The organism is Bacillus sp. C-3-6, assembly GCF_054509685.1.
Genome location: NZ_CM137247.1, coordinates 3128749 through 3149643 on the forward strand (window position 1 = coordinate 3128749; position 20895 = coordinate 3149643).

A 20895-nucleotide genomic window follows, 5' to 3' on the forward strand; every position below is an offset into this window, starting at 1 on the left:
CCTCCTTCTCATTATTAATCTTCCAGCAATAACACTTTCATTTCTTCTAACGAATCTTTCGTAAAGCCAAGAGCTTTTTCGGCGTATGCTTCAACTGATCCGTATTGCTTTTGGATTCCATCAATCGCAGCTTGTAAATATTCGGCGCGCGCTTCAAACATTGCACCTAATATTGCTCTGCTCTCATCATTTTGTAATTTCGCACCTAAAAAAGCCATCATTTTTTCATTTAGCTTTTCACGGAATCCGTTACTTAATAAGTAATCTTCCATTACTGTTTTTTCCGGTACACCTAGTAAAAGTAATAAAAGCGCTGAACCAAATCCAGTACGATCTTTTCCAGCTGTGCAGTGGTTTACTAACGGTAAGTTTTCCGGGTTTTGCGCTAAGTTTAAGAAGCTCACGAATGCCTCGTTGCCACTTACGAAATCTTGATTCATTTTCACAAGATACTCACCTGGTTTTCCTAACATAGAAAGGTCACCAACTTGGAAAAACTCATTTATATTTAAGTCTTTCGCTAAGTCTTGCATAACTGGTAAGCACACTTGACGAGCACCTGTAATTTCTGGATTCGGCTTATGCTTCACTTCAAAGTCTGTACGGTAATCACAAATTAACTTTAAGCCAGACTTTTGTAAATACGCAATATCCCATTCTGTTAGTCCTGCTAATTCTTCAGAACGGTATAATTTGCCCCATTTCACTTTACGGCCTTCTGTCGTTTCATATCCTCCCATATCACGGAAGTTAAACGCGCCTTGTAATGGCAGTCTACGCTCAGCTACTGTTACTGCTTGTCCATTACTTCCTACTAATCTAAAATATGGACGTTCATTTTCACTCGGGTTTTCAATTGTATATGATAATTCTCCATTTACAGTTGCAAGTAATTCTCCATTTTCTTCAATATGATCTGGCGAAGTACTCCAGTAAATGCGAACTTCCTCTATATTATTTCCCCACTTTATTTGTAACGTATTATCTTCATTTCTCTCTACAGTTGCTTGTAGCCAATTTCTTTGCTGCTCCATTCTTTCACCAACGCTTTCTCTTATAGTCAAATCTTACTCTATTTTATTATAGGAATAACTACTTTGTCGTTCTCATTTTTCTTTTTATCTTACAAACAGGCGAAAAGTTCTTTTACTTGTTCAAAATTTGTACACGGGTTCCCACTAGATGTGTCCCAGGGTATATCTTAAAACTCCCTCACATACCGCTCAGTACAACTCAGCAGCTGACATCCATTCTTTTCAAAAACATCCTTCATCCACTCATTTTGTATATTTGTCTCACCAATATAATAAGATGCACCTATTTCCTTTAAGACAAACATCGCACCTGCAAATAACGCAGCTTCATATCCCTTATTACGCATATTTGGAGTAACTGCGAAGTACATAAGTTTCCCTTCTTCTAACGCACCTCTTTCAATATGCGGGATTACAATTCCTATCGGCTTTTCATCGACATCCGCTGTTAAGCAATGTTCTTTCCATTGCTCACCAATTTCTTGTAGCATCATATGCACAAATTGATCATGAGCGACTGGTTCTCCCGTCGCTTCATTCCACAGTGAATAAAAAGCCTCTTCTCCAACTTCTTCAATAAGCTTAAAATCAATTTCACTTTCTACATCTTCTACTTCGTATATATCTTTAAATACAATCATGTTTTCCGTAACATATTCAAATGAATACGTTTCAAAACATTTTTTATACACATCATAATTTGGACTTTTTGAAGAGATTTCAAAATGTAGTTTTTCTAATCCATCTTTTTCAGCTTCAGCAACGTAATATTGCACCATCTCTTCTAATTGCTCTTCTGTAAAAACCTCTGCATTATTTTCTTTTATCATAATAGAAGAAGCACTTCTTCTTATTTTAAAATGTTTTTTTAACTGTTCTATCGTCGTCATATTCTTCCCTCATCTATATCATACTCGAATTTCTAATCGTTCTCCTTGCATGAGCAGGATTGTCCTTGAATATATAGAATACTAGAAAAGATCGCATCTTTAAAGTGCGGAGGAGGTTCTCCAGTGGATATTACAGCATTGCAACAACAGTTAGAGCTTATACAACAAAATGACTATACGCAACTGCAACATATAGACGTAAATGAGTTAACTTTGAACATGCTTCAGTATATCGGAACGACTGATAGCTACGTTCGTTACCAACTTATATATAAATGTTTTGCGCATTTCATTCATCATGAATTCCTTATGGACGATCAGCTGAAATTACTTCTGCAAACTTGTTTAAGTGATGAGTATTTATATTGTGACATTTACTCCCCACATACAGATGGGGTTTTCACACGTTCTTACACTGTTTCGTTAATTGCGTTAATACTCCAATTCGCTAATTCGCACTACTTTTGTACAGAGGAGGATATCGAAGAAATAAAAAATAAACTCATTACATACACAAACTTAGAAACGGATTTTCGGGGCTATATCGAAAATAAAGGATGGGCTCATTGTCTTGCTCACATATCTGATGCTTTTACCGAAATTGTTCATAATACGTATACGACCTTTGAGTGGTACGAAGAATTAATTCATTGTTTATTAAATAAAATCTTTATTCCATCTGACCTTTTTCATAATAACGAAGATGAACGCATTGTTACTCCATTACTAGCAATGCTGTATCATGATTTTCCTCAAAACGAGTTAATTTCTATTATTCATAAAAAAATAAAAAGGCTTCCTCAAATTAGAAAACGCCTTTCGCTTAATGAGTATTGTATTTTATGTGCCAACATTAAAACCTTTTTACGCACATTATTTTTCAGAACGAAAGATGATCATAACTTAGCCTTTACAGCACGTAAAACAGAAAGAATGTTAAAAGAACTTCCTAATTACTATTAAAAACAAGGAGTCAAAACATGGGTTATATTGAAGACATGAGAAATTTAGTAGGAAATCATCCACTTATTTTAATAGGTTCGCACGCCATTATAGTAAATGAAAAAGGTGAAGTATTACTGCAGCTCCGTACAGACTTTAACCGCTGGGGCATTATTGGCGGCGCTTTAGAATATAAAGAAACATTAGAAGACGCTTTAAAGCGAGAAGTATATGAAGAAACTGGACTTATTATTAAAAATCCAGAACTATTCCGTACATACTCAGGGCCAGATTTCTTTCAAATCTATCCAAATGGCGATCAAGTACACGGTGTACTCGTTGTTTATATTTGCCGAGAATTCCACGGTGAGCTTGTATGCGACCATACGGAATCGAAAGAACTACGCTTCTTTTCACTTGATGAATTACCTAATAATCTTCCTCCTGTTATCGAGAAGATTATTACAGATTATCTAAAAAAATAAGGGAACGCTTAACGTTCCCTCTCAAATCCAATCCGTTTTTTAATTTCCGCTAAATTTACCTTCGCAATAGCGCGTGCCTTCTCAGCACCGTTTTCTAATGCTTCATATAATAAATCCGGCTCATTCATATACATTGCGTACTTTTCACGAGGTCCAGCTAACTCACGATCTACAACGCGAAACAACTCTTTTTTCACATCGCCCCATCCGATTCCAGTCTCATATTTTTCACGTAATGACTGTACTTCGTCTTCTGTCGCAAACTCTTTATATATCATAAATAATGTTTCTAATTCTTTCGGTTCATTTGGAAGTGAAGAGTCTGTTTTGATTTTAAATATTAACTTTCGAAGTTTTTCTTGCTCTGCAAATAATGGGATTACATTTCCGTAACTTTTACTCATCTTCCTTCCATCAAGACCAGGTAAAATAGCTCCTTCTTCTTGTATGACATACTCCGGTAGTGTAAATGTCGTGCCAAATGTATGATTAAAATACGTCGCAATATCACGCGCGATTTCAATATGTTGAATTTGGTCTTTTCCGACAGGTACATGTGTAGCTTGAAATAGTAATATGTCGGCTGCCATTAAGATCGGGTACGTATATAACCCCATGTTCACTCCCGCATCGACCTCTAACCCTGCTTCTTTATTTTGCTCCACCTTCGCTTTATACGCATGAGCACGGTTCATAAGACCTTTCGGAGTTAGGCAAGCTAAAATCCAAGCTAATTCTAGAATTTCCGGTACTTCTGTTTGCCGATAAAAAACAACATCTTCACCAAGTCCAAGTGATAACCAAGTAGCTGCTACCTCTTTCGTATAACTGCTGAACTTTTCTGAATCATGCACAGCATTTAATGCATGATAATCAGCTATAAAGTACAATGCTTTTCCTTCATTATTCTTTGACATTTGTAATGCAGGTTTAATCGCACCAATATAATTTCCTAAATGCGGATAACCTGTCGGCTTAATTCCTGTTAACATTATTTTTTCACTCACACTAACTCCTCCTTTCTCAAAATAAAAAGAGCCTCTCATCCTTAAAAAGGACGAGAGGCTCCCGCGGTACCACCTTAATTAGCTATCATTAGCTCACTTCATACTTCAATAACGTGAAGTAACCGTCTTTACCTACTCATTTCAGTTAGCAGCTCCAGAGCCCATTCCATATTCATCCCTTACTGATTTCCACCACACATCAGCTCTCTAAAAAGTTTCGAATATGTACTCTTCTCTTTCATTGCTTTTTCGTTATTTTTTACAGTTTATCACATTTCACTTCCAAACAAACCCTAATTTTCTATTTTATATAGCAGGAATTTCCACTTCAATTGTCTAATGTTATATAGGTTTGCAGAAATATTCGAAACAACTTTGGAGGTTTTTTCATGGTAAAATATATATCAATTTTAGGTTCAACAGGATCCATCGGCACATCTGCATTAGATGTCGTTTCAGCTCATCCTGAACATTTTAAAATCGTCGGTTTAACCGCAAATTATAATATCGATCTTCTTGAGCAACAAATCAAAACGTTTCAACCTCGTATTGTAAGCGTTGCGACAAAAGACTTAGCAGACAAGCTTCGTACGCGTATTTCAGCAAATACAAAAATCACACACGGGACTGATGGCTTAATTGCAGTAGCTACTCACCCTGATTCAAATCTTGTATTAAGCTCTGTTGTAGGTGTTTCAGGATTACTCCCAACAATTGAGGCATTAAAAGCGAAGAAAGATATCGCTATTGCTAATAAAGAAACTTTGGTTGCAGCTGGACATATCGTAACTGAACTAGCGCAACAAAACGGATGTCGCTTAATTCCAGTAGATAGTGAGCATTCAGCTATTTTCCAATGTTTAAACGGCGAAAATAATAAAGAGATTGAGAAGTTAATTGTAACAGCTTCCGGTGGTGCTTTTCGTGATAAAACACGTGAAGAAATGCAAACATTACAAGCTAAGGACGCTTTAAAACATCCAAACTGGTTAATGGGTGCAAAACTAACGATTGATTCTGCCACATTAATGAATAAAGGCTTTGAAGTAATGGAAGCGAGATGGCTATTTGATATTCCGTATGAAAAAATTGATGTAATGATTCATAAAGAAAGTATCATTCATTCTTTAGTAGAATTTATTGATGGATCAGTTATGGCACAGCTCGGTGCTCCTGATATGAGAATGCCGATTCAATATGCGTTTCACTATCCTACTCGGCTACCTTCTTCCTATGAAAAATTAAATTTATTAGAAATCGGTAGTTTACATTTTGAAAAACCAGATTTAGAGAAGTTCCCTTGTCTACAATACGCATATGAATGTGGCAAAATCGGTGGTACTACTCCCGCTGTATTAAATGCAGCAAATGAAATTGCGAATGCACTATACTTAAAAAATGAAATTGCCTTTTTCGATATTGAAAAAACAATTTACAAAACAGTTGAAGCTCATCATAATGTAAAAGATCCTTCACTTGATGCTATATTGGAAGCGGATCAATGGGCGCGCCAATATGCAAATGAATTGTTAATAAAAAAGAGCTAAAACAGTTCCCACTGTTTTAGCTCTTTTTTTCATGTATTCAACTTAACAAATCTATAACCGTGTGTAACTAACACTTTTAATATCGCATATCCTGGAATGGCTAAAATAATGCCCATAATCCCGAATAAGTTTCCGGCAGTTAAAATGATAAATATGATTGTAATTGGGTGAATATCTAACTTCTTACCCATAACTTGCGGAGAAATAAATTTACCTTCTGCTAATTGTACAACCATCATTACAATAATTACCTTTAAAACCATCCCTGGCGAATCAATAAACGCAATAATTAACGCTGGTGTAATTGCGATAATTGGTCCTACGTACGGAACGATATTTACAATCATCGCTAAAATAGCGAGTAGTACTGCATATTTAATACCGATAATAAGGTAACCGATTAATAGCATAATACCGATAAACAAGCTAACTATAATTTGCCCTCTAATGTACGAACTAATCGCATAATGCATATCATCTAATATTCTCATTGCTGCTGGTTGTCTTTGCTCTGAAATAAACTTTAAAAAGTGATTCGGCAATTGCTCACCATCTTTTAAAAGATAGAACAATATAAATGGAACCATTACAAATGTTAAAACAACCTCTGTAACAGTACTCAAAAATCCAGTTACATTCCCAGTTACTGATGATAATGACTTTGTAAAATCAACTGTGTAGTCTTTTACCATATTCGCAACATTAATATTTAAATTCTCCTGAATTTTACCGAGTAAATTACTTTCCCCGAATCTACGTGCTGCTTGTTCAATCTCATGGCCAAAATACGGTAAGTTATCAATTAATGCATCAATTTGATCTTTAATAATAGGGATAACCGTTACAACTAAAAATACAAATAACCCTAGTACGATTAAATATATGGAAGCTATCGATACGATTCTTGAAACACCTTTCTTTTCTAAAAGCGAAACGAATGGATGCAAAATATAAAATAGCACGCCTGCTAATAGTACTGGGAAGAAAATTGTTTTTAAAAATACGATAAACGGTGTAAAAACAAATGATATTTTTGTTAGCAATAAAATATTAATGAACAATAACGCAAATCCAAGTAATACCGCCAAATAATTTTGTTCTCTAAAAAACTTTCTTAACTTATCTCTTTTTCTTATATTTATTTTCTCCAATGAAACCACCTCTTCGAATGATGAAAAGCCCTTATTCAGGGCTCTTCATCATAATCTATATCTCTATTTCCTTGCAGCTTTCACTACAAATGATACAATAATAATTAACACGATTGCACCTAATAATGCCGGCACGACATGAATCCCACCAAATGATGGCCCAAAGGATCCAAATAATCTACCACCTAACGAAGCACCTAATAAACCTGCGATAATATTTCCGAACATACCACCTGGGAAATTTTTACCCGTTATAGAACTAGCAATTGCACCTATAATAGCACCAACTATTAATGTGATAATCCATCCCATTTTTAGTCCTCCATTTCTATTATAGTTTGTATGATTCAATACAAACATATGTATTTATCATTGCTAATCATATTTCACTATAGAAATATATTTACTACTATTTTACATATGGAGATACATATATTATATGCAAAAAAGAAAAATATTGTCAAACTCACCCATAAAGCAATTATATTCATATACCATATTTAAAGGAGGCTTCATTATCTATGATTCTTAAGTTAAATTCCACTTCTTTTGAAGTAGCAACATCCATTTTACAGGTTCAAATTCCAGCTTATAAAGTTGAAGCAGACTATTTAAATAGTACTGCCATACCTCGTTTATATGATACTGTAAACGATATTCAAAGTTGTGTTGAAACATTCTATGGATATTTTTCTGAAAATAAACTTGTCGGTTTTATTTCTTTTGTACAAGAAGAAAAATTAATCGATATCCACAGGTTAGTTGTATCGCCCGATTTTTTCCAAAAAGGAATCGCAACGAAACTCCTAATTTATATATTTAACATGTTCCCTTCTTCTATGACATATATTGTACAAACGGGTAAAGCGAATACCCCTGCTATTACTTTATATAAAAAACACGGATTCATTACAGTATCAGATACAATACTTCCTGACGGTATGATTCTTACGCAATTAAAAAAGACAGAATACACAAAATAATTTGACTTGTTCGCTCCTTTATGTTATTTTTTACTTTATAAAACCTTTTGCTGAGTCCAAATTTTGGAGCGGGGGAACCATTTTTGTAGCTATGCTACTTGGGGCGAATCTTTTTTAAGTAGGGAAACTCTCACTTCCCGAGTCCGACAGCTAACCTCGTAAGCGTAATGGGAGAGGAAGGTGCTTTTTGCCTATGTTACACATTTTGCCTCCTTAATTATAAATATGGGATCGATATCAAATAGTCACCTATATTTATAGAAAAGGAGAATGTATTATGTTACGTTTATCTGATCACGCAATAAAAATGATGGAGCAAAGACTCCGAATTGAAAAACAACGCACATATCAAGCAAATAAAGTTGTAGATAACTTACATCACAAATACTTCTTTCAGCATATTTTTCAACCGAAAAGATGAAGAAAATGTTTATTTAATATTAAAAAACACAAGGTGTGTCTTACAAAGACATTCCTTGTGTTTTTTATATTCTTTATAAAATTCTCACTACATTTAAGCTTGCTGTAATCGCACCTGCTATAGTAGTCACATGCCCTACACCTAACGGGCCATTTTGTAATATTAATGTTGAATTGGCACTCGTCACATTCACAAGAAGTGTATTTGAAATGGCTGGTTCGATTACTACAGTTGATGTCGTTACGTTTTGTATAAAACTCCCTGTTAGTTGCGTTCCATTTAATAGCAATCTAACAGATACTGTCTCATTCCCCCCATTTGCATCCCCTTGAAAATAGTAGCTTACTAAATATATTCCTGGCGTCGCTACTGTGACTGTCGTAGCACTAGTTAAAGATACACCAGTGCCATATACAGTGGACCCTGAATTAATTGGAATGTTGGCATTTGCAGCAATTGTACTTGTTGATGTAGAAAAGAAATATCCGCCACCTGTCGATATAGCAGATGATCCGGTTGCTCCTGTCAAGCCAGTTGGACCCGTGGCACCTGTTGGACCCGTTTCCCCCGTTCCCCCTGTTGCTCCAGTTATTCCTTGTATGCCTTGTATTCCGGTCGGTCCAGTTGCACCAGTCACTCCCGTCTGACCTGTTGCTCCCGCCTGACCCGTTACACCTTGTGGACCTTGGATTCCCTGTGGACCTTGTGGACCAGTTGCTCCAGTCGGGCCGGTTGCTCCAGTCGGACCCGTTATCCCCTGTGGACCTTGGATTCCTTGTGGACCTTGTGAGCCCGTTGCTCCTGTCTCTCCAGTTGCTCCCGTCTGCCCTGTTACTCCTTGTGGTCCTTGAATTCCTTGGGGACCTTGAGGACCCGTTACTCCAGTTGGACCTGTTGCTCCAGTTGCTCCGGTTGGTCCCGTCGAACCGGTTACCCCTTGAATTCCTTGCGGTCCAGTTGGGCCGGTTGGACCTATAGGCCCTTGGATTCCTTGGATTCCTTGAATGCCTTGTGGACCGGTTGGGCCTTGTAGACCTTGTATGCCTTGAATTCCTTGTGGTCCTGTTGCCCCTGTTGGACCAGTTGGCCCCTCTGGACCTTGCACTCCTTGAATTCCAGTCGAACCGGTTGGACCTATATTTCCTTGAGGTCCCTGTATGCCTTGAATTCCTTGTGGACCGGTTGGGCCTGTTATGCCGCTCAGCCCTTGTACTCCTTGGATTCCTTGGGGTCCAGTTGGTCCCTGTATGCCTTGAATCCCTTGTAACCCCTGTAAACCAGTTGGACCCGTTGCTCCCCTTACGCCTTGCTCACCTTGTATGCCTTGAATTCCTTGTGGGCCGGTTGGACCGATTGGCCCCTGTACCCCTTGCACACCTTGCGGACCGGTTGGGCCGGTTGCCCCTACCGGTCCCTGTATCCCTTGTAAACCTTGTAGACCGGTTGGGCCTGTTACTCCCATTACACCTTGAGGTCCTTGAATACCTTGATCACCCGTTGGACCAGTTGCCCCAATTGGTCCCTGCACTCCTTGCAAACCTGTTAAACCTGTTGCTCCAGTTGGTCCCTGTACTCCTTGCACTCCTTGAATTCCAGTCGCTCCCGTTGCTCCGGTCGCCCCTGTTGCCCCTGTTGCTCCCGTCGGACCTGTTGGGCCTCCTGGTGATCCTGCTGGACCTGTTGGACCTGTCGGGCCTCCCGGTGGCCCCGTTGGACCTGTTGCTCCCGTCGGACCTGTTGCAGAACCAGTCGGACCAGTTATCCCAGTTGCTCCTGTCGGGCCTGTTGGACCGGGATCACCTTGTAAACCAGTTGGGCCTGTTGGACCGATTTCACCTTGCACTCCTTGAATTCCTTGAGATCCTGTTGGACCGACCTGCCCCATCTCACCTTGTGGACCTTGTAAACCTTGGACCCCAGTTACCCCTGTTGGTCCCATTGGACCTTGTTCTCCTTGAATTCCTTGAGATCCTGTTGGACCTGTCGGGCCAATTGGTCCCTGAATACCTTGTATACCTATTACCCCTTGTAAACCACTACTCCCTAAATTCCCTTGAACACCTTGTATACCCGTATTTCCAGTTGGTCCCGTTGGACCGATTTCACCTTGTACTCCTTGTATACCTTGTATTCCTGTTGGACCTGTTAACCCGATTTCACCTTGTATTCCTTGTATACCTTGTATTCCTGTTGGGCCTGTTGGACCTATTGGGCCAGGAATTCCTTGTATCCCTTGAATACCAGTTGGACCAGTCGGACCTCTTTCACCTTGAATTCCTTGAACACCTTGTATTCCCTGTGGCCCTCGTTCTCCCATAGGTCCTTGATTACCTTGAGAACCTTGTGGTCCAGTTAAACCCGTTGGGCCTGTTGGACCATTTTCTCCCTGCACCCCTTGCACTCCTTGTATTCCTTGAGGACCAGTTGGACCGATTGGACCTTGTACGCCTTGTATTCCTTGTGGTCCAGTCGGTCCACCTAAAGCACCGGTTGGACCGGTTGGTCCAGTGGGCCCCGTAATACCTGGCGGTGGAAAAGGAATAGGTGCTTGAAACTTACTACACTTATCTTGATTCTTCACAAGCATCTCCTCCCGTTTGTAACGCATCAAACTATTTGTAATATGTTTAAGCTAGCTGTTATTACTCCTGCTAATGTCGTTACATGCCCAATAGCTAATGGACCATTTTGTAATGACAAGGTGGAATTTGAAGAAGTAACTTGAATTATCATCGTATTAGAAATCGCTGGTTCCAATAAAAAACCTGCTGTAACATAAAAAATAAAACTCCCTGCGACTTGTGTTCCGTTTAACGTCAGCCTTACTGAAATCGTTTCATTCCCACTAGTTGGATCACCTTGAAAATAATAACTTACTAAATATATTCCCGGCGTACTCAACGTTACAGTTGTTGCACTTGTTAAACTAATTCCTGATCCAAAAATTGTAGAACCAGAATTGATTGGTATTAGCGCATTCGCTGCAATTGCACTCGTTGCAGTGGAAAAGAAATAACCGCCCCCACTAGGTAAACCAGTCGCTCCAGTCGCTCCTACTATTCCCGAGAAGCCTATTGCTCCTACGCTACCAGTTGCACCTGTAGGTCCAACCGCTCCGTTTTGCCCCTGACTACCTTGCGCTCCAACTGGTCCTATACTACCACTAGCACCTGTCACTCCACTTGCTCCAGTTGGGCCTTGCAAACCTTGAACTCCTTGTATACCTTGTATTCCTTGCGGACCCGTTGCACCTGTATTGCCTGTCGTTCCCGTTATTCCTTGTATTCCCGTAATCCCTTGCTCTCCTTGCACTCCTTGTGGTCCAGTTGCCCCGGTTGCTCCAGTAGCCCCAGTTTCACCCGTTGCACCTGTAATTCCAACATTTCCTTGTGGACCTTGGGGCCCTTGACTACCTTGTGCCCCTTGGACTCCTTGAAGTCCTGTTATACCAATTTCCCCTGTATTTCCTTGGGGGCCTCTAATTCCTTGTGCTCCTGTTGGACCGATAATTCCTTGCACACCTTGTATTCCTTGCACTCCTTGAGCTCCTGTTGGACCCGTTATTCCTTGTATTCCTTGAGGACCTTGCAAACCAATAGCTCCAGTCGGTCCTATTATTCCTTGCACTCCTTGAGAACCTTGGGCACCTTGTGTACCTGTCAATCCGGTAGTCCCTTGTATTCCTTGAACCCCTTGAGGACCTTGTGTTCCAGCTGCTCCTGTCTCCCCTTGAATTCCTTGAACTCCTTGTATACCTTGTGCTCCTGCAGGACCGGTTACTCCTCGGATTCCTTGTGCACCTTGAGTTCCTTCCGCTCCTGTAACACCAACTGGACCGGATACGCCTTGTATTCCCACCATTCCTTGTGCTCCTGTTGGACCTATTACACCTTGAATACCTTGAATACCTTTAGGACCTTCTGCACCTGTTGGACCAGTTACTCCCAGCGGACCTTGTATTCCTTGAGAACCTTCTGCACCTGTTGGACCTGTTATACCTTGGTTACCTTGAGGACCTTGTGCACCTTGTACTCCAACTGCTCCAACTACACCTTGGGAACCTTGCGCTCCCCTTACACCTTGATGACCTGTTGGACCGGTTATACCTTGCACTCCTTGCGCTCCAATTGGTCCTATCTCTCCGCTTACACCTGTTGAACCAGTCGCTCCCGTTGGACCTGTTGGACCTCCTGGTGGACCTGGTGGACCTGATGGACCAGTCACTCCACTAGATGGACCAATTGGACCGGTTGTTCCCGTCGGACCGCCCGGTGGTCCTTCTAAGCCTTGAATACCAATACTACCCGTCGCTCCCGTTATACCTCTTATTCCCTTTATCCCTTGAAAGCCTGTTGCTCCCGTTATACCTTGTATTCCTTGCACACCTTGTGGGCCTTGTAAACCTATTGCACCTGTTATCCCCTTTATTCCACTTATCCCTTGAGCACCTTGTATTCCAGTAGAACCAGTTGGACCCACTTCACCTTGTATTCCTTGAGCTCCTTGTGGCCCTTCCTCTCCAGTAATTCCTTGTATCCCTTGGAGGCCGTCTTCTCCTTGTATACCAATAGCCCCTTGCTCTCCTTGTATTCCTTGAACACCTTGAGGACCTTGTGGACCAGTTACACCCGAGACTCCAGTTATGCCTCTCTCTCCCTGCATTCCTTGTGCTCCCGTTTGTCCTCGCTCACCTATTTCCCCTTGTATTCCTTGTGTGCCTTGTATACCTTGACTACCAGCAGGACCCGTAGCTCCTTGTATTCCTTCTAATCCTTGTACTCCAATATCACCAATTAAACCTTGGTTTCCAATTAATCCTTGAGCACCTTGGAGACCAGTTGGGCCAGTTATACCTTGCTCTCCTGTATCACCAATAGCTCCTTGTATTCCTTGTGCTCCTGTTGTCCCTCGGGGACCTTGTATCCCCCTGATACCTTGAGGACCTTGGGGCCCAGTTGCTCCCGTCGGTCCAGTCACCCCTGTAGGACCAACAGGACCTTCATGCCCTCCAGTTGGACCGATTGGACCACTATTACCTGTCGGACCAGTTGCTCCTATAAGTGGAAGAGGCAGTGCCACTCCGAATTTTTTGCAATTTCTATGATGACGCACAACAATCCCCCTCCCCAAAAATAATTACACTTTTTATATGAAATGCATTTTTATAACAAAAGTACACATTTAACCTCAATTTTATTAAAATAAAGAAGCCTATCATTTGTTTGAAATGATAGGCTTCTTTTATAAAAACAGTTTACTTTCTAGCTTTCATAATAAAAGTAGTTGGCACCATCCTAGCTTTATATAAAGAATAATATTTCGTAGACAGCTCAGTTAGTTCTTCATCAAACGAGCTCGATGGTTCAGGCTCTTCTATTAATAAAAAGATTCGACCATCATATGTGACAGTCGAATCTTTTTATTTTTCATATTCAAGGTGATTATGTCTTTTACAACCAAATAAATAGCAAGCCCCTATATAATCAGTTTCAAACTCTAATCCTGGAACGTATCCAGATTTGATACGTTCTACCATTGTTTTATAACAATTATTCTCTTCTGTATATTCCTCAATTAACTCTTTCTTATCATTTTCTGTCCAGTTTTCTTCTACTTCTTCATTCTGAACATCTTCTATTTCTGCTGTTTTCGCTTCGATAGATTCCCGTATAACTTCATTTATATGGGAGAAATTATTCGTTTTATATAGAGCATACACAAACCTACCAATCCAATTAGGACTTTTCCAGCATTCTTTATATCCCTTTTCGAACCATTCAATTGCTTCTTTATAGCAATTCAACTCAACATATAAATCTGCTACATTAATTTCCCCTAAAAAATTATCAGATTCCCTGTTAAAAGTATCTAACTTCTCTTTTGCTTCTGTCGTTCGTTCTAAATCAATTAAACATTTTACATAGCTATACATGATATAGTCCGAATCCCCTGCAACTCGCAAGAAAAATTCTGAAGCTTTTTCCAACTCTCCAAGGTTATAATGCGCTACAGCTACATTATGATATGCTTCATCTGATGGTTGAATCGAAATAGACTTTTGTAATGCTTCTTTCGCTTCTGTCCATTTTTCTTGTTTCATGTAAATGTCCCCTAAGATGTTATAAGGAAAGTATGAAGAAGGATTCAACTTAACAACTTCTCTTATTAATTCAAGAGCTTTATCATCATTCTCTTCCTCATAAAAGTACATCCAGGCAAGATTATTGAGAGATTGTACGTCTCTAGATTCATGTACTGCTTGTTGAAACAGTTCCATTGCTTCCTCATATTTATTTTGTTCAAACATTTCAATTGCCTTCTCATTAATGTTCAAATAACTACCTCCGAAGTAAATGAATTCATCTATTCCCTATCATTATAGTAAAATGTAAAAATTATAATTTCTATAAAAAAATTTCTTTTTCTCGTCTACATTTCGATTGAAATAGCAGCTAAAACACACGAATTTACAATAATAAGTAAACTTTCAATCTCCCTTAAATTGGATATACAGCCTGTATCATTTTACATATTATGGTACAATCGAAAGGGATGCTCACTAAACGTTTACATAAAACACTAGCAGTCTAACAATACCAAAATCAAAAATCACATAGAATCGGAGGGTATGTCATGAAAAAGAAATTACTTGTTCTTCTATTCACTGGAATCATATTATCAGGATGCTCAACTATAGCAGAGAATTCTTTAGAAAGCGGGAAAGGCAGTATGGAATTATTAACACCAACGATCACAGCAAAAGACAATGAATTAGAAATTAAAACTAAAGGCATTGATGAAAATAAAGTAACTTTTATTTATGTTGCTAATAAAAAAGTGTTGGAACAAAAACTAAAAAATGGTGAAGCCTACAAACTTAACATTAAAGATATCGAACACGCTCATAGGACGGACTACAAACCAAAAGTTCAACTTTTACAAACGAAAGACGATGATGATGATGGAGAAATAGTAACCTTCAAACAAGTTAGATATACAGTTAAAAACTGATTTTAAAGTTGTTTCATTATAAATGTAACAAAAGAAAATATACTTTTAACAGTAGATAAATGTAGGGGTGCTAACATGAAAAAACGATGGATTTCTTGGTGGATTGGTAACATATTTTGGATTATCGTTTTTGGAATATGGGCCGCTATTATTTGGCTACGAGATGTTGATGGTGCTGGTGTTATTCAAACACCTGAAATTAAATCAATATCACTTATCGTTTTATTAATCACGTTTATCATACCGGTATTTTTTCAAATTATATGGCTAATCATTAATTTGAGAATGAGTAAAAAACATAATTATACGATTTAGTTTTTTTGAATTAACAGATGAATATTTTTCATAAAAAAAGAGAGGAATCTACATCAAAATAGATTCCTCTCTTTTACATTTAGACTTATACTGCGCTTTTAATGCAGCACTACTCCTCTTTTTTACGATGCATGTTCATCTTTCTTCTTCATTAACGCTCTTTTCTTCATCGCCTTCGTTAAATATCCACCTTTAAACGAACGAATTTCATACGAAGACATAAACGCTTTCGGTGCAATTTCATTAATGATTTCTAAAAGCTCTTTCTCTCTAGAACGCTTTGCGACGATATCTAAGCGATAACGTATAGAATTAATACCTTCGCCTTCAAATACTGTAACGCCAAATCCAGAGTGACGTAACTCATCTACTAATTCATTACAACGGTCTAGTAAACTAACTTGATACGTAATATAACCAATTGCTAATTTATTCTCTATATAACCGCCTAATAACAGTCCCGCACTAAAGCCAATGACATAGGCAACGACGTTCATCCAATTTGATAAATCTTGAAACACAATACCTAAACTGACAATGTAAATAGCTCCTTCTAACAATCCAACACCAGCAGCGGATCTTGTTTGATTCTTTACAAGCAAAATCGTACGGATTGTTAAAATTGGAACGTAAATAATTTGAAGCACAAAAATAAGTAGCGCTTGTAACATTGGTATCCACCTCTTTCAAAAAGTCTTTTGTCATAATAACATACATAACCTTTAGAAATCGATGGGTTTTTTAAAATTTTTTTATTATTTTTCATACTATTGAAAAACGAAAAAAAGAAGCGTATTATATTTGTCGTTAATTTGATTACTTGTATATTATCGCTAAACTAAAAAAGGAACCCGATTAGGTCCCTTTCATCATAGCTCTATATTTTTCGAAGCATGTTCCCTTTGCTTCTCTTCTTCTTTCACTAATTGCATATTTGCATAAGCTAAATTTGCAATCATTAAAAAGTGACCACCTAAAATACCTGTACCGAATGCCCACATTTCCATTTCATGCTCAATTTCATACATGATGATAGCTCCTAAAATAGCAGCTGCAAATCGGTTTAAAACTCCTAATCCAGGAGCCTTTTCCTTCATTACGATACTTTTCCCGAGTTTCTCCACTCTGCGAGCTAATAACCAAAGACAATAGGCGCTTACTGCTAATCCAATACCGAACCCTGTCACTTGTTTTCCAAACGGAGTAATCGTCCACATAAGTAGTAAACCACTAAAGATCACATACAATTGTAATCGATATACACGTAAGGCTTCTTGAATCAAAATATCCGCTCCTAAGTTCTCATTTTTGTACTTTAGAAGAAAAGCAGCAACTTACACAGTTGCTGCTTTCTCTTCTTCTTGTTCTTGTTCCATCTTACGAATTTCAACACGTTTAATTTGGTAAGCGTCTTTTTCTAACACTTTAAATTCATAACCTTCTGCCTCAACGTGTTGTCCTTCTTCGATTTCATGATTTTGCATCATAATCCATCCACCGATTGTATCCACATCATCTTCTTCGATGTGTAATCCAAATAAATCTTTCACTTCTGAGATAAGCACTTTTCCATCAACAATGATATGTTGCTCGTTCACATGTTGAATTGGCGGTGCTTCATCTTCATCATATTCGTCACGAATTTCGCCGACGATTTCCTCCAAGATATCTTCAAGCGTTACAATTCCGGCTGTTCCTCCGTACTCATCATATAAAACAGCCATCGGAATTCGCTTCTTCTGCATTTGAAGTAATAAATCGTGAATTGGAGTCGTTTCCATCACTTCAATAATCGGACGCATATACGAGCGAATAGATGATAAATCTTTTTGATCCTCGGTCATATATCGAATAAAGAAATCTTTTACGTTGACCATACCGATAATATCATCTTTATCTTCTCCAAAAATCGGATAACGTGTGTATCGCTCATTTTGGATTACTTTCATGTGTTCTTCTACTGAATCTTCCAGGTAGAAACCAACGATTTCTGTTCGCGGTACCATAATCTCTTTTGCAATACGATTATCAAATTCAAAAATGTTATTTACATACTTGTATTCAGCTTGATTAATTTCGCCACTTTCATAGCTATCTGAAAGGATAAGACGTAATTCTTCTTCTGTATGAGCTACTTCATGTTCTGAAGCTGGCTTTAAACCAAATAAACCAGTTATCACACGAGCTGAACCGTTCAATACCCAAATAAATGGATACATTACTTTATAGAACATCATTAATGGGCCTGCCAATAATAACGTTACCCTTTCAGCCTTTTGAATTGCCATCGTTTTTGGAGCTAATTCTCCTACTACAACGTGTAAATACGTCATAATCATAAAAGCAAGACCAAATGTTAATACTGATGAAATGGAAGGATTTAAGTTCCATTTCTCAAATAACGGGTGTAATAACTTTTCAATTGTCGGTTCACCTAACCAACCTAATCCCATAGCTGTAACTGTAATACCTAATTGACAAGCAGATAAATATTCATCTAAATTTGTTGTTACCTTTTTCGCTGCTAAAGCACCGCGTTTTCCTTCCGCAACAAGCTGGTCGATACGACTTGAACGTATCTTTACAATCGCAAACTCTGCTGCTACGAAAAATCCAGTAAATGCGATTAAAATCGCAACCATGACTAAATTAAATATTTCCAATGAATCCCCTTAGTTAAAAAACTAAGGTGTCCACCTCCTGTATACTATAATGTTTTCTTATTTGTTTGTTAGAAAACATAGCCCGATACAAAAATTAAAGAGGTCGGATTTCACTTATTCTATAATAATAGAGCAAGTGTCTGTATTAAAGCTGTCGTTTGACCTGATAAAGATTTCGATATTTTTTCACGTTGTGAATCAGTCAATTCATCTAAAAGCGGTTTTAACTCAGTAAGCTCCACTTCTAATCGATGAATATGGTCTGTCACTTCATTCACTTGTTTCGAAACGTGTTCATTGATACCGAGCAGCTTCTTCTTCTCCTCGATTTTCTCTTTAATCTCACAAAGCGGCATATGCATTTCTTTGCACTTCTCAATAAATTGTAATGTCTCAAATGCTGTTTCGTCGTAATAGCGATAATTAGATTGAGATCGCTCCGCTTTTAAGATACCTAGATTCGTATAATAATCAATCGTTCGTTTCGACACGTGAGCCATGAGAGCCAACTGTCCGATTCGATACACCTTCCCAACGATCTTCCCCCCTTGTTTATATTACTTACATCATACAACACATAAACTGTACAGTCAAACGTGACGGTTTATTATTCACAATTTATACAAAATTTCAATCTCATCCTATGATTATTCAATACGAGTAATCTACACTTATGCAATAAAATCACTAAACTATTACCTAATCACTACATTGTCTGCCCTTTTTAACCTTTCTTATTTAAAAGCATATCCTACTAATAACGATTGCTTGTATAGGAGGGAATTAACATGAAAAAGACAATCATTTCTCATTTTTATAATGAAGAATACCTACTTCCATGGTGGCTTATGCATCACACGAAAATATTCGATCACGGCATTTTAATTAATAGAGGGTCTACAGATCGTTCCGTAGAGATTTGTAAACTATTAGCACCCCACTGGGAAGTACGAAATTCAAGATTTCTTGAGTTTGATCCAACTAATACTGATATTGAAGTGATGGAAATTGAAAGAGAAGTTTCAGGTTGGAAAATCGTTTTAAATACTACTGAATTCTTTTGTTGTAATAATACTGAAGAATTTTTTTCATCTCTTCATACACTAGGCCAAAACATGTATGCGATTAGAATGATTTTAATGATAGATAATCATAATTATAATTATTCAAAGCCTAGATATTCTATCCCCTTAGTAGAACAGCGATACCACGGTGTCTTCCCTTATAACCCAAATCTAGGATGTGCTTGGAGATTTATTCACAATCATCTAGACGGTGCATATTTACCTGGTAGACATCATTCGCGGCACGGATATATAATTTATGACTATCCTTCATTTATTTTAAAATTCTATTTTAGCCCTTGGAATGAACAATCAAAAGCAAGAAAATTACAAATTACACCTACCCTTTCAAAAAGGGGTATTCAAATGGGGCTTCAAACACATTACGGTCAATCTCCTGAAGTACTGGACATACGTTTTTTAGAGCTTAGTAACCTAACACAAGACCTCCGTCATAACCCTGAATATCAAGAATTATTCCCAAAATTCAAACCGTAATATTTTCTGCATCGTCATCACCTCAAACATTTTCATTCGCTTAATCAAAAACAATCTCATTTGCATAAAACATGAATACTGTATAAATAATAAATTTTTATTTTAGGAGGAAAAAATGAAAGCTGTTATTCTTGCTGGTGGGTACGGTACAAGAATTGGGGAAGAAACACATTTAAAACCGAAACCTATGATTGAAATTGGAACAAAACCCATTCTATGGCACATTATGAGTTTGTATAGTCATTACGGGATTACTGAGTTTATTATTTGCTTAGGCTATAAAGGATATGCAATTAAAGAGTTCTTTCTAAATTACAACTTACACATGTCTGATTTCACAATACAGTTAAACGATAATACAATTACTAGCCATTCTCATCGTGTAGAGCCATGGAAAGTTACACTAATCGATACTGGTGTAAATACCGAAACGGGTGGCCGAGTGAAAAAGATTCAAAATTATGTCGGAGACGAACCTTTCTGCCTCACTTATGGTGATGGATTAAGTAATGTAAATATAAAAGAACTTATTACATTCCATAAAAAACATGGGAAAATGGCTACTGTTACTGCCGTACAACCTCCTGGTAGATTTGGTTCTCTCATATTAGATAAACAGTCTGTAACATCTTTTCAAGAAAAACCATTAGGTGATGGCGGATGGGTTAACGGTGGATTTTTCGTTTTAAATCCTGAAGTTTTCAATTACATTAGTGGAGATAAGTCTGTTTTTGAAACAGACACTTTAGTTCAGTTAGTAAACAAAAATGAATTGGCCGCATATCAACATTCTGGTTTTTGGCATCCGATGGATACATTGCGCGATAAAAATAAATTAGTCGAGCTATGGGAAAGTAATAACGCTCCATGGAAGGTTTGGTAAT

21 protein-coding genes, 1 pseudogene, 1 riboswitch and 1 other annotated feature are annotated in these 20895 nt (G+C 38.1%); of the genes and pseudogenes, 9 read left to right on the forward strand and 13 right to left on the reverse strand.

What is annotated here, in order from left to right; all coding sequences use genetic code 11:
- Window positions 1-14: 14 nt before the first annotated feature.
- On the reverse strand, window positions 15-1034 hold the full coding sequence (locus ACW0JX_RS16065; protein ID WP_168410666.1) for a tyrosine-protein phosphatase: 1020 nt from the start codon (window positions 1032-1034) through the stop codon (window positions 15-17).
- Window positions 1035-1201: 167 nt separating this feature from the next.
- Entirely contained in the window at window positions 1202-1924 is a 723-nt protein-coding gene (locus ACW0JX_RS16070) for a GNAT family N-acetyltransferase (RefSeq protein ID WP_459244920.1), read from the reverse strand.
- Window positions 1925-2047: 123 nt separating this feature from the next.
- On the opposite strand from ACW0JX_RS16070, the gene ACW0JX_RS16075 reads away from it, so the two are divergent.
- Both ACW0JX_RS16075 and ACW0JX_RS16080 read left to right on the forward strand, forming a co-directional pair.
- Entirely contained in the window at window positions 2048-2887 is an 840-nt protein-coding gene (locus ACW0JX_RS16075) for a DUF2785 domain-containing protein (RefSeq protein WP_000355450.1), read from the forward strand.
- Window positions 2888-2904: 17 nt separating this feature from the next.
- The gene (locus ACW0JX_RS16080) at window positions 2905-3351 is read left to right on the forward strand and encodes an NUDIX hydrolase (RefSeq protein ID WP_459244921.1); all 447 of its coding nucleotides are present in this window, start codon (window positions 2905-2907) and stop codon (window positions 3349-3351) included.
- A gap of 8 nt (window positions 3352-3359) precedes the next feature.
- Here the strand turns inward: ACW0JX_RS16080 and ACW0JX_RS16085 are convergent, their stop codons facing one another.
- The gene (locus ACW0JX_RS16085; RefSeq protein ID WP_089171467.1) at window positions 3360-4358 is read right to left on the reverse strand and encodes a tryptophan--tRNA ligase; all 999 of its coding nucleotides are present in this window, start codon (window positions 4356-4358) and stop codon (window positions 3360-3362) included.
- Window positions 4359-4401: 43 nt separating this feature from the next.
- Window positions 4402-4609: a binding site (T-box leader), on the reverse strand.
- A 138-nt stretch (window positions 4610-4747) separates the two neighbouring features.
- On the opposite strand from ACW0JX_RS16085, the gene ACW0JX_RS16090 reads away from it, so the two are divergent.
- Window positions 4748-5905, forward strand: coding sequence for a 1-deoxy-D-xylulose-5-phosphate reductoisomerase (locus ACW0JX_RS16090; protein WP_000241788.1), 1158 nt, complete (start codon window positions 4748-4750; stop codon window positions 5903-5905).
- Between the two features lie 29 nt (window positions 5906-5934).
- Here the strand turns inward: ACW0JX_RS16090 and ACW0JX_RS16095 are convergent, their stop codons facing one another.
- Together ACW0JX_RS16095 and ACW0JX_RS16100 are read right to left on the reverse strand one after the other, a co-directional pair.
- Window positions 5935-7056 carry an AI-2E family transporter gene (locus ACW0JX_RS16095; protein WP_053563951.1) on the reverse strand — a complete coding sequence of 374 codons (1122 nt, stop codon included), beginning with the start codon at window positions 7054-7056 and terminating at the stop codon, window positions 5935-5937.
- A gap of 63 nt (window positions 7057-7119) precedes the next feature.
- Window positions 7120-7368 carry a GlsB/YeaQ/YmgE family stress response membrane protein gene (locus ACW0JX_RS16100; protein ID WP_069355969.1) on the reverse strand — a complete coding sequence of 83 codons (249 nt, stop codon included), beginning with the start codon at window positions 7366-7368 and terminating at the stop codon, window positions 7120-7122.
- 209 nt (window positions 7369-7577) lie between these two features.
- Between ACW0JX_RS16100 and ACW0JX_RS16105 the strand changes: the two genes are divergently transcribed.
- The gene (locus ACW0JX_RS16105; RefSeq protein WP_000601232.1) at window positions 7578-8039 is read left to right on the forward strand and encodes a GNAT family N-acetyltransferase; all 462 of its coding nucleotides are present in this window, start codon (window positions 7578-7580) and stop codon (window positions 8037-8039) included.
- Between the two features lie 38 nt (window positions 8040-8077).
- Window positions 8078-8220, forward strand: a riboswitch (cyclic di-AMP (ydaO/yuaA leader).
- A gap of 96 nt (window positions 8221-8316) precedes the next feature.
- Window positions 8317-8460: a hypothetical protein gene (locus ACW0JX_RS16110; protein ID WP_000945243.1), complete on the forward strand. Its 144-nt coding sequence runs from the start codon at window positions 8317-8319 to the stop codon at window positions 8458-8460.
- A 73-nt stretch (window positions 8461-8533) separates the two neighbouring features.
- Here the strand turns inward: ACW0JX_RS16110 and ACW0JX_RS16115 are convergent, their stop codons facing one another.
- From ACW0JX_RS16115 to ACW0JX_RS16130, 4 genes and pseudogenes are all read right to left on the reverse strand, one after another.
- Window positions 8534-11047, reverse strand: a complete 2514-nt coding sequence (locus ACW0JX_RS16115) for a BC_3345 family exosporium-associated protein (protein ID WP_459244922.1) — start codon at window positions 11045-11047, stop codon at window positions 8534-8536.
- A 20-nt stretch (window positions 11048-11067) separates the two neighbouring features.
- Window positions 11068-13572 (reverse strand): collagen-like protein, encoded by a 2505-nt coding sequence (locus ACW0JX_RS16120; protein ID WP_142947138.1) that lies wholly within the window; start codon window positions 13570-13572, stop codon window positions 11068-11070.
- Window positions 13573-13714: 142 nt separating this feature from the next.
- Window positions 13715-13837, reverse strand: a pseudogene (locus ACW0JX_RS16125) (ubiquinone biosynthesis protein UbiE); the annotation flags it as partial.
- Between the two features lie 42 nt (window positions 13838-13879).
- Entirely contained in the window at window positions 13880-14794 is a 915-nt protein-coding gene (locus ACW0JX_RS16130; RefSeq protein WP_098126970.1) for a tetratricopeptide repeat protein, read from the reverse strand.
- A 299-nt stretch (window positions 14795-15093) separates the two neighbouring features.
- Here ACW0JX_RS16130 and ACW0JX_RS16135 point away from each other — a divergent pair, with 299 nt between their 5' ends.
- Window positions 15094-15471, forward strand: a complete 378-nt coding sequence (locus ACW0JX_RS16135) for a hypothetical protein (RefSeq protein WP_459244923.1) — start codon at window positions 15094-15096, stop codon at window positions 15469-15471.
- 75 nt (window positions 15472-15546) lie between these two features.
- Entirely contained in the window at window positions 15547-15786 is a 240-nt protein-coding gene (locus ACW0JX_RS16140) for a DUF3923 family protein (RefSeq protein ID WP_000747681.1), read from the forward strand.
- Window positions 15787-15908: 122 nt separating this feature from the next.
- Here ACW0JX_RS16140 and ACW0JX_RS16145 read toward each other — a convergent pair whose 3' ends face one another.
- The 4 genes from ACW0JX_RS16145 to ACW0JX_RS16160 all read right to left on the reverse strand — a co-directional run bounded on the left by ACW0JX_RS16145 (window position 15909) and on the right by ACW0JX_RS16160 (window position 18976).
- Window positions 15909-16457 (reverse strand): DUF2179 domain-containing protein, encoded by a 549-nt coding sequence (locus ACW0JX_RS16145; RefSeq protein WP_459244924.1) that lies wholly within the window; start codon window positions 16455-16457, stop codon window positions 15909-15911.
- Between the two features lie 198 nt (window positions 16458-16655).
- Window positions 16656-17069, reverse strand: coding sequence for an ATP synthase subunit I (locus tag ACW0JX_RS16150; protein WP_000613876.1), 414 nt, complete (start codon window positions 17067-17069; stop codon window positions 16656-16658).
- A 51-nt stretch (window positions 17070-17120) separates the two neighbouring features.
- The gene (locus tag ACW0JX_RS16155; protein ID WP_000402258.1) at window positions 17121-18449 is read right to left on the reverse strand and encodes a hemolysin family protein; all 1329 of its coding nucleotides are present in this window, start codon (window positions 18447-18449) and stop codon (window positions 17121-17123) included.
- 119 nt (window positions 18450-18568) lie between these two features.
- Entirely contained in the window at window positions 18569-18976 is a 408-nt protein-coding gene (locus ACW0JX_RS16160) for a MerR family transcriptional regulator (RefSeq protein ID WP_000285639.1), read from the reverse strand.
- Window positions 18977-19237: 261 nt separating this feature from the next.
- Between ACW0JX_RS16160 and ACW0JX_RS16165 the strand changes: the two genes are divergently transcribed.
- Together ACW0JX_RS16165 and rfbF are read left to right on the forward strand one after the other, a co-directional pair.
- Window positions 19238-20011, forward strand: a complete 774-nt coding sequence (locus ACW0JX_RS16165; protein ID WP_000750972.1) for a glycosyltransferase family 2 protein — start codon at window positions 19238-19240, stop codon at window positions 20009-20011.
- Between the two features lie 115 nt (window positions 20012-20126).
- Window positions 20127-20894 (forward strand): glucose-1-phosphate cytidylyltransferase, encoded by a 768-nt coding sequence (gene rfbF, locus ACW0JX_RS16170; RefSeq protein WP_000648807.1) that lies wholly within the window; start codon window positions 20127-20129, stop codon window positions 20892-20894.
- The last annotated feature ends 1 nt before the right edge of the window (window position 20895 follow it).